The organism is Amycolatopsis suaedae, from assembly GCF_004214935.1.
In the GTDB taxonomy this organism is placed as follows: domain Bacteria; phylum Actinomycetota; class Actinomycetes; order Mycobacteriales; family Pseudonocardiaceae; genus Amycolatopsis; species Amycolatopsis suaedae.
The window spans coordinates 300,084-314,961 of record NZ_SFCC01000003.1; the positions used below are offsets into that span (position 1 = coordinate 300,084).

The window sequence follows — 14,878 nt, forward strand, 5'->3', positions numbered from 1 at the left end:
GTAAGCTGCCCGGACAAGGCTCGCCGACGGCAGGAGGTCAGGTGGCGACCACCGACACCGGTGCCCGGCCCGCGACCAGGACGCCGACGGCACGCGCGCACACGCTGCGCCTGATCGGCCTGCTGGTCGCGGGCGGGGCACTCGCGTTCGTGTTCATGTTGAGCATCGCCGTGGGAACGAGGGACATCTCGCTGGCGACCGCCTGGCGGGTGCTGTGGGAACCCGACGGCAGCACGGAGTCGGTGATCATCCACGACCTGCGCATTCCCCGGGCGCTGCTCGGCGTCGTCGTCGGCGCGGCGACCGGCCTGGCCGGTGCGCTCATGCAGGCGCTGACCCGCAACCCGCTCGCCGACCCCGGCCTGTTCGGCGTCAACATGGGCGCCTCGGCCGCGATCGTGGTGGGCATCGCGTTCCTCGGCGTCTCCTCGATCAGCGGCTACGTGTGGTTCGCGTTCGCCGGAGCGGCGGCCGCGTCGGTCGGGGTGTACCTGCTGGGGTCCTCGGGACGCAGCTCGGCCACCCCGGAGCGGCTGGCACTGGCCGGCGCCGCGATGACCGCCGTGCTGTACGCGTTCATCAGCGCGGTGATGCTGCTCAACATCGAGGTGTTCAACAAGTTCCGCTTCTGGAACGTCGGATCGCTGGTCGGCAGGGATCTCGACGTGCTCTGGCAGGTGCTGCCGTTCCTGGTCGTCGGCCTGCTGATCACGTTCGGCCTGGCCCGCCCGCTCAACGCGCTCGCGCTGGGGGAGCAGGCCGCTGCCTCGCTCGGCGCGCGGGTCGGGCTGACCAGGGTGCTCGGCGCCGTCGCGGTGATGCTGCTGTGCGGTGCGTCGACCGCCGCGATCGGCCCGATCGCGTTCGTGGGCCTCGCGGTGCCGCACGCGGCACGGCTCATCGTCGGACCCGACCAGCGCTGGGTACTGCCGTACTCGATGGTGCTGGCCGCGATCCTGTTGCTCGGCTCCGACGTGGTGGGCCGGCTGTTCTCCGATACCGAGGAGGTGCAGGTGGGAATCGTCACCGCGATCATCGGTGCGCCGGTGTTCATCCTGCTGTGCCGTCGTAGGAAGCTGGCCCGCCTGTGACCGTGCTGCGTACCCGGGACGACCGGGTCTCCCTGCGGATGCCCGGCCGCGCGGTGCTGGTGTGTGCCGTGCTGGTGGTGGCGATCCTCGCGGTCGCCGTCGTGACGATGACGACCGGCGACTACCCGCTCAGCGTCGGGCAGGTCGTCCAGACGCTGCTCGGCGAGGGCCGGTCCGGCGCCCGGTTCATCGTGCTGGAGCTGCGGCTGCCCCGGTTGCTCGCGGCGTTGCTGGTGGGGATGGCGCTGGCGTTGTCCGGCGCGATCCTGCAGAGCATCTCGCACAACGTCCTCGGCAGCCCGGACATCATCGGGTTCACCCAGGGCTCGGCCACCGGCGCGCTGATCGTGATCATCGCGCTGGGCGGCGGGATGATCGAGACCGCGGTCGGCGGGCTGATCGGCGGCATGGCCACCGCGGTCGCGGTGTACCTGCTCGCGTTCAAACGTGGTGTGCAGGGCCTGCGCATGGTGCTCATCGGGGTCGGGGTCAGCGCGATGCTGCTGGCGGTGAACTCGTACCTGATCACCAGGGCAAACCTGCAGGACGCCGTGTCCGCGCAGGCGTGGCTGGTCGGCGGGCTGAACGGCCGCGGCTGGGACCACGTGGTGCCGCTGGCGTTCGCGGTCGCGTTGCTGCTGCCGGTCCTGGTGCACCAGGGCAGGCGGCTGTCGATGCTGGAGATGGGCGACGACTCGGCCAAGGCACTCGGTGTGCCCACGGAGTTCAGCCGGATGATGCTGTTCGCCGTGTCCGTGACACTGTGCTCGATCGCCACCGCGGCCGCGGGCCCGATCACGTTCCTGGCGCTGATCGCCCCGCAGGTCGCGCGCCGGCTCACCCGGGTCCCCGGGCCGAACCTCGTCGCCAGTGCCCTGATGGGCGCGTTGCTCCTGCTGGCCGGCGACCTGGCGATCCAGCGTGCGTTCCCGGCGGCCCAGCTGCCGGTGGGCATCGCGACCGGTGTGCTGGGCGGGCTCTACCTGTCCTGGCTGCTGGCCAGCGAGTGGCGCAAGGGCCGTGGCTAGGAGCACACTCCTAGCAGCTCACCAGCAGGGGCGTGATGACGGTGCAGGTCGTGCTCGCCCGGTCGTTGCCCGGGTTGACGTCCTCGGGGACCGTCGCGGTCCGGGTCGCGGTGAAGGTGACCGGCAGGCCGACGGTGAGCAGTCCGAACGGGACGGAGAACCGCGCCTCGGCGCTGCCGCCCACCGGCACGGCGCCGAACGTGCACGTCGCCGTGCCCCGACCGGGCACGCAGCCGGGACCGGCCGTGGCCGACATCCCGGGCGGCAGGCTCGCGGTCACCGTCGCCGAGCGCAGCGGGTCGGGCCCGTTGCCCGACAGCCGGACAGCGACGTCGAACCGCCCGCCCAGTAGCCCCGGCCGGGGCGTCACCGCGATGCCGACCCCGGCGTCGGTCCTGGCGTCGACGGTCAGCCGCGGCCCGGACACGCGTTCCGAGGCGTAGTTGCTCCCGGCGAGCTGGCCCTGCAGTACGACGCCGGTGTCGGGCGCGTCGGGGGACACGGCCAGGGTGAACGTCACCGTCGCCGACTCGCCGCCGGACAGCGCCTCCGCGAGCACGCCCTGGTAACCGGCCGAGTCCACAGTGGAGCAAGATACGGCGCCGGTGCAGCCGGCCAGCGTCGTGAAGCCGTTGGCCCCGAACACCCGCGCGGTTGGGTGCAGCACGCTGAACGCGTTGACGTTGGTGACCGTGACGGTCACCGTCACCGTGCCGCCCGGGTGCGCCGTGGCCGGTGCCACGGCGAGCGTGACCTCGTCGGCCGCGGCCTGCGCCGGTGCCACGGTCAACGCCCCGGCGAGCACCGACAGCGCGGCGGCGCGGCGGAGCGACTGCGACACGGCCATGGGACCTCCTGCTGTCGGGGCTATCCCTCAGTCGTCCCACCGCACCGCACCGTTACAGCCGGTAGGTGGGCGTGGAATACTTCGGCCCGCGGCGACTTCCCGCCGCGCTTCCTCTCCGGATCCCGTGAGGTCTTCTGTGTCGAAGAAGAAAGGGCTGCTGCTCAAGGTCGGCGTCCCCGCACTCGTCCTGGTCGCGGCAGGCGTCCTCTACCGGCTGGTCGATTCACCCGTCATGACGGCGGAACGAGCCGCGCCCGCAGGCGCACGAGTACGGCCGCGGCGGCGGCGACCAGGAGCAGCCGCACGGCGTTGACGAGTTCCCAGTTCAGCACCGCGGACGACACGTCGGCGGTGCTGACCGCCGGATCCCGCAGCACCGGGTTGAACACCAGGATCGGCAACGCGGACACCGCCATGGCGAGCGTCAGCAGCGTCGCCGCCACCGTGGCCTGCCGGGCCCGGCTCCGCGGGACGAGCGTCCACGCGAGGATCAGCACGAGCGGGCCGATCGGCAGGAAATAGAGCACCGGGCTGCCGATCGTGAACTCGTCCACCAGCGAGCCGGGCGGCAGCCCGGACAGCCACGGCATGACCACGATCGCCTCGTACAGGTTGCCGAACCCCCACCAGGCCAGGAAGAACAGCAGCGCCCCGGTATGCCTGACCACCGTCATGGTGGAATCCTCGCAGGAAACACGAGGGAGGATGCGATGGCGACCGCGGTCGTGACCGGGGCGGGCTCCGGGCTGGGCAGGATCATCGCGCGGGCCCTGCTGGCCGACGGCTACCGGGTGGCGCTGGCCGGCCGCCGTCCCGAGGCGCTCGCCGAGACCGCCGAAGGGGCCGGCGGTGCGCTCGTCGTGCCCACCGACATCACCGACCCCGCCCAGGTCGCCGCGTTGTTCGCCCGGGTCCGCGACGCCTGGGGCCGGCTCGACCTGCTGGTGAACAACGCGGGCGAGGGCGGCCCGGCCGGTGACGTCGACGAGATCTCCGTCGAGGACTGGCGGCGCACCGTGGACGTCAACCTGACCGGCTCCTTCCTCTGCGCGCGTGAGGCGGTGGCGCTGATGAAGACGCAGGACCCGCGGGGCGGCCGGATCATCAACAACGGCTCGATCTCGGCCCACAGCCCGCGCCCGCAGCGGGCCGCCTACACGGCGACCAAGCACGCCATCACCGGCTTGACCCGGTCGCTGTCGCTGGACGGCAGGCCGTACGGCATCGCCTGCGGCCAGATCGACATCGGCAACGCCGCCACCGACATGACCGCGCCGATGGCGGCGGGCATCCCGCAGGCCGACGGCTCGGTGCGCCCCGAGCCGACGTTCGACGCGCGGCACGTCGCCGACGCCGTCCGCTACATGGCCGGCCTGCCCCTGGACGCCAACGTCCAGTTCCTCACCATCACCGCCACGACCATGCCCTACATCGGCCGCGGCTAGCTGACCCCGACAAGCACGTGAAGGCCACCTTCACCACGTGAGACGTCAGGGCCCCGGCACAGTCCGGAGTCCGGGGCGATTGCCGTGAGGGCCCCCTTCACGGCATCAGACGCCACCACATCCGCTCTCACCCCGGGCACACCGGCCCCACCAGCCTCGAACACCACAACCACCCCACCAGCCACCACGAACGAGACAACCCACCGAGCACCAGAGCACGTGAAGGCCACCATCACTACGTCACACGTAATGAAGGTGGCCTTCACGTGCTTGACCTCAGGCCCACGCCTCGCTAGCGGGCCGTTCACGCGGGGCGACCGGCGCCACGGGAGAACCGGCGTCCACGTCGTGAGTTCTGCGCTCACGCACGCGAGTTCTGCATTCCGGACCGCGAACTCTGCGCTCGGGACCACCGCCCGCCCCGCTGCACACCGACTTTGCCGGGGCCCTGACGTGAGACGTGGCGAAGGTGGCCTTCACGAGCTTGTGGCGACCAGGGGACCGCCGCGGGTCAGGTCATCGGGCGGTCGGTGGGGGCGATCGGCGCGGGCAGGACGTCGCGGCCGGTGAGGTGGGCGTCCACGGCCGCGGCCGCGGACCGTCCCTCGGCGATCGCCCACACGATCAGCGACTGGCCCCGGCCCATGTCCCCGGCGACGAACACGTTGTCCACACTGGTCCGGAACTGGGCGTTCCGCGCGACGTTGCCGCGCGGGTCCAGCTCGACACCCAGCTCGTCGACCAGCCCCTCGGTCTGCGGCCCGACGAACCCCATGGCCAGCAGCACCAGCTGCGCGGGCAGCTCACGCTCGGTGCCCTCCACCGGGACGAACTTCCCGTCCTCGGACCGCACCTCGACCAGCCGCAGCGACCGCACCCGGCCCTCGTCGTCGCCGACGAACTCCTGTGTGCTCACCGCGTAGACCCGCTCGCCACCCTCCTCGTGGGCCGACGACACCCGGTAGATCATTGGGTAGGTCGGCCACGGGTGCGCCGCCGACCGGCTCTCCGGCGGCTTCGGCATGATCTCCAGCTGGGTCACCGACGCCGCGCCCTGGCGGTGCGCCGTGCCGACGCAGTCCGCGCCGGTGTCGCCGCCGCCGATCACCACGACGTGCTTGCCGGCCGCGTCGATCGGCGAGCGGTCCAGCGTCCCGGCCGCGACGCGGTTGGCGTGCGGCAGGTACTCCATCGCCTGGTGGATCCCGGCCAGCTCGCGGCCGGTCGCGGGCAGGTCCCGCCACGCGGTGGCCCCGCCGGCGAGCACGACCGCGTCGAAGTCCGACCGCAGCTGCTTGACCGTGAGGTCGACGCCGACGTTCACCCCGGTGCGGAAGATCGTGCCCTCCGCCCGCATCTGGTCCAGCCTGCGGTCCAGCCGGTGCTTCTCCATCTTGAACTCGGGGATGCCGTACCGGAGCAGCCCGCCGATCGCGTCGGCCCGCTCGAACACGGTGACCGTGTGCCCCGCCCTGGTCAGCTGCTGCGCCGCGGCCAGCCCCGCCGGGCCGGACCCGACGACGGCCACCGACCGGCCGGTCAGCGTCTGCGGCACCTGCGGCGTCACCCAGCCCTCGTCGAAGGCCCGGTCGATGATCGAGATCTCGACCTGCTTGATGGTCACCGCGTCGTCGTTGATGCCCAGCACGCACGCGGCCTCACACGGCGCCGGGCACAGCGTGCCGGTGAACTCCGGGAAGTTGTTCGTGGCGTGCAGCCGCTCGCTGGCCGCCTGCCAGTCCTCCCGCCAGACCAGCGTGTTCCACTCCGGAATCAGGTTGCCCAGCGGACAGCCCTGATGACAGAACGGGATCCCGCAGTCCATGCAGCGGCCGGCCTGCTTGTTCAGCCGGTCGCGGCCGAACTCGTCGTAGACCTCACGCCAGTCCATCAGTCGCAGGTCCACCGGCCTGCGCGTGGGCAGTTCCCGGGGCGTGGTCAGAAAACCCTTGGGGTCAGCCATGTGCGGCCTCCATGATCGCCTCGTTGACGTCGCGGCCGTCGCGTTCGGCCGCGGCCTGCGCGACCAGGACCCGCTTGTAGTCCGACGGCATGACCTTGCCGAAGCGGTCGACGGCGGTGTCCCAGTCGGCCAGCAGCCGGTACGCGACGGCGGAACCGGTCTCGGTGTAGTGCTTCTGGACGGCCTGGCGCAGGAACTCGCGGTCCTCGTCGTCCAGCGGGTCCAGGTCCACCATCTCCTGGTTGACCCGGTGCTCGGGGAGGTCGAGCACGTAGGCGATGCCGCCCGACATACCTGCTGCGAAGTTGCGCCCGATACCGCCGAGCACGACAACCCTGCCGCCGGTCATGTACTCGCAGCCGTGGTCGCCGACGCCCTCGACGACGGCCAGCGCACCGGAGTTACGCACGCAGAACCGCTCGCCGACCTTGCCCCGCAGGAAGATCTCGCCGCCGGTGGCGCCGTAGCCGATCACGTTGCCCGCGATGACGTGGTCCTCGGCGGTGAACTGGGCATCCTCCGGCGGGCGGATCGTGATCCGGCCGCCGGACAGGCCCTTGCCGACGTAGTCGTTGCCGTCGCCGATCAGCCGCAGCGTGATGCCCTTCGGCACGAACGCGCCGAACGACTGCCCCGCGGTGCCGGTGAACGTGACGTCGATGGTGTCGTCGGGCAGCCCCTCGCCACCCCACTTGCGGGTCAGCTCGGAGCCCAGCATCGTGCCGACGGTGCGGTTGACGTTGCGGACCGGCAGCTCCAGGCGCACCCGGTCACCCGAACGCAACGCGCCCTCGGCCAACTGGATCAGCGTGTTGTCCAGAGCCCTGTCCAGCCCGTGATCCTGCTCGACGAGCTGGTGCCGCGCCGCGTCGGCGGGCAGGTCGGGCACGTGGAAGATCGGCGAGAGGTCCATTCCGGACGCCTTCCAGTGCTCGACCGCCTCGGCGGTGTCGAGCATCTCGGCGTGGCCGACGGCCTCCGCGATCGAGCGGAAGCCCAGCGCCGCCAGGTACTCGCGTACCTCCTGCGCGATGAACTCGAAGAAGTTCACCACGTAGTCGGCCTTGCCGCTGAACTTGGCGCGCAGCACCGGGTTCTGTGTGGCCACCCCGACCGGACAGGTGTCCAGGTGACACACCCGCATCATGATGCAGCCGGACACCACCAGCGGCGCCGTGGCGAAACCGAACTCCTCGGCACCCAGCAGCGCCGCGATCACCACGTCCCGGCCGGTCTTGAGCTGGCCGTCGGTCTGCACGACGATGCGGTCACGCAGCCGGTTGGCCAGCAGCGTCTGCTGCGTCTCGGCCAGTCCCAGCTCCCACGGCCCGCCGGCGTGCTTGATCGACGACAGCGGCGACGCACCGGTGCCGCCGTCGTGCCCGGAGATCAGCACGACGTCGGCGTGTGCCTTGGACACCCCGGCCGCGACCGTGCCCACGCCCACCTCGGACACCAGCTTGACGTGGATGCGGGCCCTCGGGTTGGCGTTCTTCAGGTCGTGGATGAGCTGCGCCAGGTCCTCGATGGAGTAGATGTCGTGGTGCGGCGGTGGGGAGATCAGCCCGACGCCGGGCGTCGAGTGCCGGGTCTTCGCGATCCACGGATACACCTTCGTACCCGGCAGCTGACCGCCCTCGCCCGGCTTGGCGCCCTGCGCCATCTTGATCTGGATGTCGTCGGCGTTGACCAGGTACTCGCTGGTCACCCCGAACCGTCCACTGGCGACCTGCTTGACCGCCGAGCGGCGCTCGGGGTCGTAAAGCCGCTCCGGGTCCTCGCCGCCCTCGCCGGTGTTGGACTTGCCGCCGAGGCGGTTCATCGCGATGGCCAGCGTCTGGTGCATCTCCTCGGAGATCGAGCCGTAGGAGATCGCGCCGGTGGCGAACCGTTTGACGATCTCCGAAACCGGTTCGACCTCGTCGATCGGCACCGGGGGCCGGGCGCCCTCGCGGAACCTGAACAGGCCGCGCAGGGTGAGCAGCCGCTCCGACTGCTCGTCGACCGCGCGGGTGTACTCCTTGAAGATGTCGTACTTCCCGGCGCGGGTGGAGTGCTGCAGCTTGAACACCGTGTGCGGGTTGAACACGTGCGGCTCGCCCTCACGCCGCCACTGGTAGTCCGCGCCGGTCTCCAGCTCGCGGTGACTGGCGTGCACGCCGTCGGCGGGGAACGCCTTGCGGTGCCGCAGCGCGACCTCCTGCGCCAGCGTGTCGAAGCCGACGCCGCCGAGGCGGGAGAACGTACCGGTGAAGCAGGTGTCGATGACCTCCTGGCCGAGCCCGATGGCCTCGAAGATCTGGGCGCCGGTGTAGGAGGCCACAGTGGACACTCCCATCTTCGACATGGTCTTGCGCACGCCCTTGCCCAGCGCCTTGATCAGGTTGCGGGTGGCCTGCTTGGCGTCGACGCCCGGGATCCGGCCGTTGTTCGCCAGCTCCTCCACGGTCGCCATCGCCAGGTAGGGGTTGACCGCGGCGGCGCCGTAGCCGATGAGCAGGGCGATGTGGTGCACCTCGCGGGCGTCACCCGCCTCGACGACCAGGCCGACCTGGGTACGGGTCTTCTCCCGCACCAGGTGATGGTGCACCGCGCCGGTCAGCAGCAGCGACGGGATCGCCGCGTGCTCGGCGTCGACCCCGCGGTCGGACAGCACGATCAGCCGCGCACCGTCGGCGATGGCCGCCGTGACCTCGGCGCGGATCTCGTCCAGCCTGCGCCGCAGCGCCTCACCGCCGCCCGCGACCTCGTAGCGGCCGTGCACGGTGACGGCCTGGAACTCCGGCAGGTCGCCGTCGTCGTTGATGTGCACGAGCTTGGCGAGATCGTCGTTGTCCAGCACCGGGAACGGCAGCACGATGCGCCTGCAGGAGTCCTTGCCCGCGGTGAGCAGGTTGGGCTCGGCGCCCAGCTGCGTGCCCAGCGCCGTCACCAGTTCCTCGCGGATGGCGTCCAGCGGCGGGTTGGTGACCTGGGCGAACAGCTGGATGAAGTAGTCGAACAGCTGCCGCTGCCCGCTCGACAGCGGCGCCAGCGGGGAGTCGTTGCCCATCGAGCCGATCGGCTCGGCGCCGGTGCGGGCCATCGGCTCCAGCAGGACGTCGAGTTCCTCGGCGGTGTAGCCGAACGCCTGCTGCCTGCGGACCAGCGCGGCGTGCGGCGGCACCTCGCGTTCGCGTTCGGGCAGGTCGCCCAGGTGCAGCAGGCCGTCACGGACCCAGTCGGCGTACGGGTGCTCGGCCGCCAGCTCGCCCTTGATCTCGGCGTCGTCGACGATGCGGCCCTGCGCGGTGTCGACCAGGAACATCCGGCCCGGTTCGAGCCTGCCCTTGCGCACGATGCTGTCCTGCGCCAGCTCCAGCACGCCGACCTCGCTTGCCAGCACGACCAGGCCGTCGTCGGTGACCCAGTACCGCGCCGGGCGCAGGCCGTTGCGGTCCAGCACCGCGCCGATCTGCGTGCCGTCGGTGAACGACACCAGCGCGGGGCCGTCCCACGGCTCCATCAGCGTGGAGTGGAATTCGTAGAACGCCCGCAGCGCGGGGTCCATCTCCTCGTGGTTCTCCCACGCCTCGGGAATCATCATCAGCACGGCGTGCGGCAGCGGCCTGCCGCCGAGGTGGAGCAGCTCCAGCACCTCGTCGAAGGACGCCGAGTCGCTGGCGTCGCGGGTGATGATCGGGTGGAGCCTGCGCAGGTCGCCCGGGATGAGGTCGCTGGCGAGCATCGACTCGCGCGCGTCCATCCAGTTCCGGTTGCCGCGCAGCGTGTTGATCTCGCCGTTGTGCGCGACGTAGCGGTACGGGTGGGCCAGCGGCCAGGACGGGAAGGTGTTGGTGGAGAAGCGGGAGTGCACCAGGCCCAGCGCGCTGGTGACGCGCTCGTCGGTCAGGTCGACGAAGAACTTCTCGACCTGCGGCTCGGTGAGCATTCCCTTGTAGACGATGGTGCGCGCGGACAGGCTGGGGAAGTACACGTCCAGCTCGTGCTCGACGCGCTTGCGCACGCAGAACGCGATGCGCTCCAGCGCGATGCCGTCGACGTCCGGGGTGCGCGGGGCGAGGAACAGCTGGACCATCCGCGGCATGGTGGTGGCGGCCGTCGGCCCGACGTGCTCGGTGCGAACGGGCAGCTCGCGCCAGCCCAGTACCTGGGTGTCCTCCTCGCCTGCGATGCGCTCGACCGCGCTCATCGTGCGGCCGCGCTCGGCGTCGTCGACGGGCAGGAAGGCCGTACCCACGGCGTAGGCGCCCGCGGGGGGCAGCGAGAAGTCGACGACCTCGCGATAGAAGGCGTCGGGCACCTGGATCAGGATGCCGGCGCCGTCGCCGGTCTCCGGTTCGGCGCCCCTGGCGCCACGGTGCTCCAGGTTGCGCAGGGCGACCAGCGCTTTGCGGACGATCCCGTGATCTCTGCGGCCGGCGAGATCGGCGACGAACGCGACGCCACAGGCGTCGTGCTCGTTGGACGGGTCGTAAAGGCCCCCGCTGGGGCCGGTGTGGCGGATCACGGCTGGCCGCCTCCTCGGCGTCGGCCGCTCGCGTCTCACTCGAAAGGGGCAGGTTGAACAGACCTGGTTAACGGGTGGACGTCGAACGGCGATGGTCAGTCGAGAACGCGATGGAACGGCCCGGGAAATCGGGCACGGCATCATCGCAGGCCACACGTCGTCGGGTGGCCGGACGCACGTCGTTGTGCCACAACAGGCGCGAGGTCGGGGTCCTGGTGGTGGCAGGACTTGCCCGGCCTTGGTGGCGCGCCGAACTGCTCCCGGGTTCGCCGGGTCTTATGACAGTAGTGTGAAATCCGGGTTATCGGGATGGTTCGTGCCCGCGGCGTGGGAAATACCACGCTGTAGTTGACTTACCCCGCGACCGCCGTCATGGTTCCGACCTGCGAAAACGTGTCAAGGCTTGTTGCTGAATCGGTACGGTGCGACAGTGCCCGCATGCCGGACTCGGTGAGCCTGGCCGGGACCCGCTCCCACGGGGAGCCGGGACGCGCGGGGCTCAGCAGGCCGAGGTGAGCCAGCCGGTGCGCGGTGCTCTGGTCGCAGCAGGCCAGGCCGTCGATGAACAGGTCGGGCTCGCAGCTGCACGACATCTGCGCGTGCCCGCCGGCCACCGCCCGCAGGGTGGCTCTCTCCCGGTGGTTGAGCTGTATCACCTGGTCATCCATGGTGCGCTCCTTCCGTACCCACGATTGAAACGCACACCACCGACATTTCTGACGCGACGCGCGGGCGCGAGTCGTAACGTTCCCGCGCGCGAGTCGTACGTTCGTGATGCCGTGAAGGGGGCTCTCACGGCATGAGACGCCGTGAGAGCCCCCTTCACGGCAAAGTCGGGTTTGGACCGGGCCGGGCGTGGTTGTCGAGGGCGTCTTGGTTGCGAAAGGCGCAAGTGAGGTGCCGTTGGCTGCGCGGGGTGTGAAGGCCGAGTTTCTGTCGTCTCATGTGATGAAGGTGGCCTTCATGCACCTTCCCGCCGGGCGGTCGCGGCCCCACCAGTCACACCCGGCCCAGCAGACCCAGCCGTCACCACGAAAGAGACCCAGCAAACTCCCCCAATGTGGCATTGGGGGAGTTCAAGTTCCCCAATGCCACATTGGGGGCACGCAGTACCCGGACTTTGCCGGGACCCTGACGTCTCACGTGGTGAAGGTGGCCTTCACGTGCTTGGGCGCGGCGGACGGGATTGAATGGGGCGATGCGGGAGCTGCGAGAAGACCTGCGCCGGGAGCTGGGGCGGATCGAGGGGCAGGCGGCGTTCGACCCCGGCACGCTGGCGCTCTACACCACCGACGCGTCCAACTACCGGCACGAACCGGTCGGCGTCGTGCTGCCCCGCACGGACGCCGACGTCGAGGCCGCCGTCGCCGCGGCCCGCGCGGTCGGCGTGCCGATCGTGCCCCGCGGCGGGGGCACCAGCGTCGCGGGCAACTCCTGCGGGCCGGGGCTGGTGCTGGACTTCTCCCGGCACCTCGGCGGCGTCGAGGACCTCGACCCGGACGCCCGCACCGCGTGGGTCCGGCCCGGTACGGTGCTCGACGACCTGCAGGCCGCGGCCGCACCGCACGGCCTGCGCTTCGGCCCCGATCCGTCGACACACAGCCGGTGCACGCTCGGCGGCATGATCGGCAACAACGCCTGCGGCTCGCACTCGGTGGCCTGGGGACGGACGGCCGACGCCGTGCGCGAACTCGACGTCCTGCTCTACGACGGCACCCGCATGAGCACCGCGGCCACCGAGGGCCGCGTCCACGACGAGCTACGCCGGCTGGTCGACGGCAACCTCGCCACGCTGCGCACCGAACTCACCCCGTGGTCGCGCCGGGTCTCCGGCTACGGGCTGGAACACCTGTTGCCGGAGAACGGTTTCGACCTCGCCAAGGCACTCGTCGGCAGCGAGGGCACCTGCGTGACCGTGCTCGGCGCGCGGGTGGAGCTGGCCCGGCTGCCCGCCGCGAAGGTCCTCGCCGTGCTCGGGTTCGCCTCCGACGTCCACGCCGCCGACGCGGTGCCGGACATCCTGCCGTGGTCGCCGCTGACCGTGGAGGGCGTCGACGCCGACCTGGTCGCGTTGCTCCCGAAGGCACGCGCCACCGACCTGCCCGACGGCGGCGCCTGGCTGTTCGTCGAGATCCCCGGCGAGACCCTCGACGACGCCGAGCGGCGGGCACAGGCGCTCGCCAAGGCAGTCGCCGGGCACCTCACCGGCCACCTCGTCCTGCGGGACACCAGGACCCAGCGGCAACTGTGGCGGATCCGCGAGGAGGGCGCCGGGCTGGCCACCCGCCTCGCCGGTGGCGCCGAGGCGTGGCCCGGCTGGGAGGACGCCGCCGTCCCACCCGACCGCCTCGGCGGCTACCTGCGCGAGTTCAAGACCCTGCTGCGAACGTACGACCTGCGCAGCGTTGTCTACGGCCACTACGGCGAGGGCTGCCTGCACCTGCGGCTGAACTTCGACCTGCTGTCGGACCGCGGAGTCGGGAAGTTCCGGTCGTTCCTCCAGGACGCCGCCGACCTCGTCGCCGCACACGGCGGGTCGCTGTCCGGCGAGCACGGCGACGGCCAGGCCCGCTCGGAACTGCTGCCGCGCATGTACTCCGCCGACGTCATCGAGCTGTTCGGCCGGTTCAAGGCCGTCTTCGACCCCGGCGGCCGGATGAATCCCGGCATCCTCGTCGACCCGCGCCCGGTCGACGCCGACCTGCGGGTCCGCTCCGGACACGACCGCGCGGTCTTCCTCGGCTACCCGCACGACCACGGCAGTTTCGCCGAGGCGACGCGGCGCTGTGTCGGCGTCGGCAAATGCCGCAACACCACCGGTCCCGGCGTGATGTGCCCGAGCTACCGGGTCACCCGCGAGGAGAAGCACTCCACCCGCGGCCGCGCGCACCTGCTGGCCGAGATGCTGAACGGCGAGCTGATCACCGACGGCTGGCGGTCCACGGAGGTCCGCGAGGCACTGGATCTGTGCCTGTCCTGCAAGGGCTGCCTGTCCGACTGCCCGGTCGATGTCGACATGGCGACCTACAAGGCCGAGTTCTACCACCAGCACTACCGCCGCAGGCTCCGCCCGGCGGCGCACTACTCGATGGGCTGGCTGCCGCTGTGGCTGCGGCTGGCGGCCCGCGCCCCGCGCGCGGCCAACGCCCTGCTGCGCAGGCCCCGCCTGGCCGCGGTGGCGAAACGGCTGGGAGGCATCGCCGCCGAGCGCGACCTGCCCGCGTTCGCCGGTGTCCCGTTCACCCGCGCCCGCCGCGACCTGCGGACCGCCGCCGGGGAACGGCCGGTGCTGCTGTGGCCGGACTCGTTCAACAACTTCTTCACCCCGGACGTCCTGCACGCCGCAACCGACGTGCTCACCGCGGCCGGGTTCACCGTGCTGCTGCCGAGCCGCCCGGTCTGCTGCGGGCTGACCTGGATGTCGACCGGCCAGCTGGGCATCGCGCGCCGGGTGCTGCGGCGCACGGTCGACACCCTGCGGCCACACCTGGAAGCCGGGGTTCCCGTGGTGGGACTGGAACCCAGCTGCACCGCCCTGCTGCGTGACGACGCCGCCGCACTGCTTCCCGGCGACGACGGCGCGGGGCTGCTCGCCCGGTCCACCCGCACGTTCGCCGAACTGCTCGACGACGCCCCGCTGCCGCTGCGGGACCTGGACGTCGACGCGATCACCCAGGTGCACTGCCACCAGCACGCCGTGCTCGGCTTCGACGCCGACGAGCGGTTGCTCGCCAGGGCCGGGGTTCGCAACACCGCGCTCGACTCGGGCTGCTGCGGCCTCGCGGGCAACTTCGGGTTCGAACGCGGGCACTACGACGTGTCCGTCGCCTGTGCCGAGGACCGGCTGCTGCCCGCCGTGCGCGAGGCCGATCCGGCCACGCTGGTCCTCTCCGACGGATTCAGCTGCCGCACGCAGATCGCCCAGCAGTCCGACCGCACGGCCGTGCACCTCGCCGAGATTCTGCGCAGCGCACTCGACCCGCCGTAACGTGGG

9 protein-coding genes are annotated in these 14,878 nt (G+C 71.3%); 4 read left to right on the forward strand and 5 right to left on the reverse strand.

Annotation, left to right across the window (positions count from 1 at the left end):
- Window positions 1-41: 41 nt before the first annotated feature.
- Entirely contained in the window at window positions 42-1,091 is a 1,050-nt protein-coding gene (locus EWH70_RS07360) for a FecCD family ABC transporter permease (RefSeq protein WP_240686851.1), read from the forward strand.
- A gap of 38 nt (window positions 1,092-1,129) precedes the next feature.
- Window positions 1,130-2,119, forward strand: a complete 990-nt coding sequence (locus tag EWH70_RS07365; protein WP_130474718.1) for a FecCD family ABC transporter permease — start codon at window positions 1,130-1,132, stop codon at window positions 2,117-2,119.
- Window positions 2,120-2,129: 10 nt separating this feature from the next.
- Here EWH70_RS07365 and EWH70_RS07370 read toward each other — a convergent pair whose 3' ends face one another.
- A complete protein-coding gene (locus EWH70_RS07370; RefSeq protein ID WP_130474502.1) occupies window positions 2,130-2,966 on the reverse strand; it encodes a DUF11 domain-containing protein in 837 nt (278 codons plus the stop codon).
- A gap of 230 nt (window positions 2,967-3,196) precedes the next feature.
- Window positions 3,197-3,640 (reverse strand): hypothetical protein, encoded by a 444-nt coding sequence (locus tag EWH70_RS07375; RefSeq protein ID WP_130474503.1) that lies wholly within the window; start codon window positions 3,638-3,640, stop codon window positions 3,197-3,199.
- Window positions 3,641-3,676: 36 nt separating this feature from the next.
- Between EWH70_RS07375 and EWH70_RS07380 the strand changes: the two genes are divergently transcribed.
- Window positions 3,677-4,411, forward strand: a complete 735-nt coding sequence (locus EWH70_RS07380; RefSeq protein WP_130474504.1) for an SDR family oxidoreductase — start codon at window positions 3,677-3,679, stop codon at window positions 4,409-4,411.
- 511 nt (window positions 4,412-4,922) lie between these two features.
- On the opposite strand, the gene EWH70_RS07385 is transcribed toward EWH70_RS07380, so the two are convergent.
- From EWH70_RS07385 to EWH70_RS07395, 3 genes are all read right to left on the reverse strand, one after another.
- A complete protein-coding gene (locus EWH70_RS07385; RefSeq protein ID WP_130474505.1) occupies window positions 4,923-6,374 on the reverse strand; it encodes a glutamate synthase subunit beta in 1,452 nt (483 codons plus the stop codon).
- The gene (gene gltB, locus EWH70_RS07390) at window positions 6,367-10,884 is read right to left on the reverse strand and encodes a glutamate synthase large subunit (protein ID WP_130474506.1); all 4,518 of its coding nucleotides are present in this window, start codon (window positions 10,882-10,884) and stop codon (window positions 6,367-6,369) included. The genes EWH70_RS07385 and gltB overlap by 8 nt, the downstream gene beginning before the upstream one ends.
- 353 nt (window positions 10,885-11,237) lie before the next feature.
- Complete coding sequence (locus EWH70_RS07395) at window positions 11,238-11,552, reverse strand: hypothetical protein (protein ID WP_130474507.1); 315 nt, start codon at window positions 11,550-11,552, stop codon at window positions 11,238-11,240.
- 530 nt (window positions 11,553-12,082) lie between these two features.
- On the opposite strand from EWH70_RS07395, the gene EWH70_RS07400 reads away from it, so the two are divergent.
- Complete coding sequence (locus EWH70_RS07400) at window positions 12,083-14,872, forward strand: FAD-binding and (Fe-S)-binding domain-containing protein (RefSeq protein WP_130474508.1); 2,790 nt, start codon at window positions 12,083-12,085, stop codon at window positions 14,870-14,872.
- Window positions 14,873-14,878: the final 6 nt, after the last annotated feature.

What these genes read in the sequence shown, in the direction of transcription:
- EWH70_RS07395 (WP_130474507.1), bottom strand. Translation starts at nt 11,552, where the DNA reads ATGGATGACCAGGTGATACAGCTCAACCACCGGGAGAGAGCCACCCTG.
- EWH70_RS07375 (WP_130474503.1), bottom strand. Translation starts at nt 3,640, where the DNA reads ATGACGGTGGTCAGGCATACCGGGGCGCTGCTGTTCTTCCTGGCCTGG.
- EWH70_RS07385 (WP_130474505.1), bottom strand. Translation starts at nt 6,374, where the DNA reads ATGGCTGACCCCAAGGGTTTTCTGACCACGCCCCGGGAACTGCCCACG.
- EWH70_RS07380 (WP_130474504.1), top strand. Translation starts at nt 3,677, where the DNA reads ATGGCGACCGCGGTCGTGACCGGGGCGGGCTCCGGGCTGGGCAGGATC.
- EWH70_RS07400 (WP_130474508.1), top strand. Translation starts at nt 12,083, where the DNA reads ATGCGGGAGCTGCGAGAAGACCTGCGCCGGGAGCTGGGGCGGATCGAG.
- EWH70_RS07370 (WP_130474502.1), bottom strand. Translation starts at nt 2,966, where the DNA reads ATGGCCGTGTCGCAGTCGCTCCGCCGCGCCGCCGCGCTGTCGGTGCTC.
- EWH70_RS07365 (WP_130474718.1), top strand. Translation starts at nt 1,130, where the DNA reads ATGCCCGGCCGCGCGGTGCTGGTGTGTGCCGTGCTGGTGGTGGCGATC.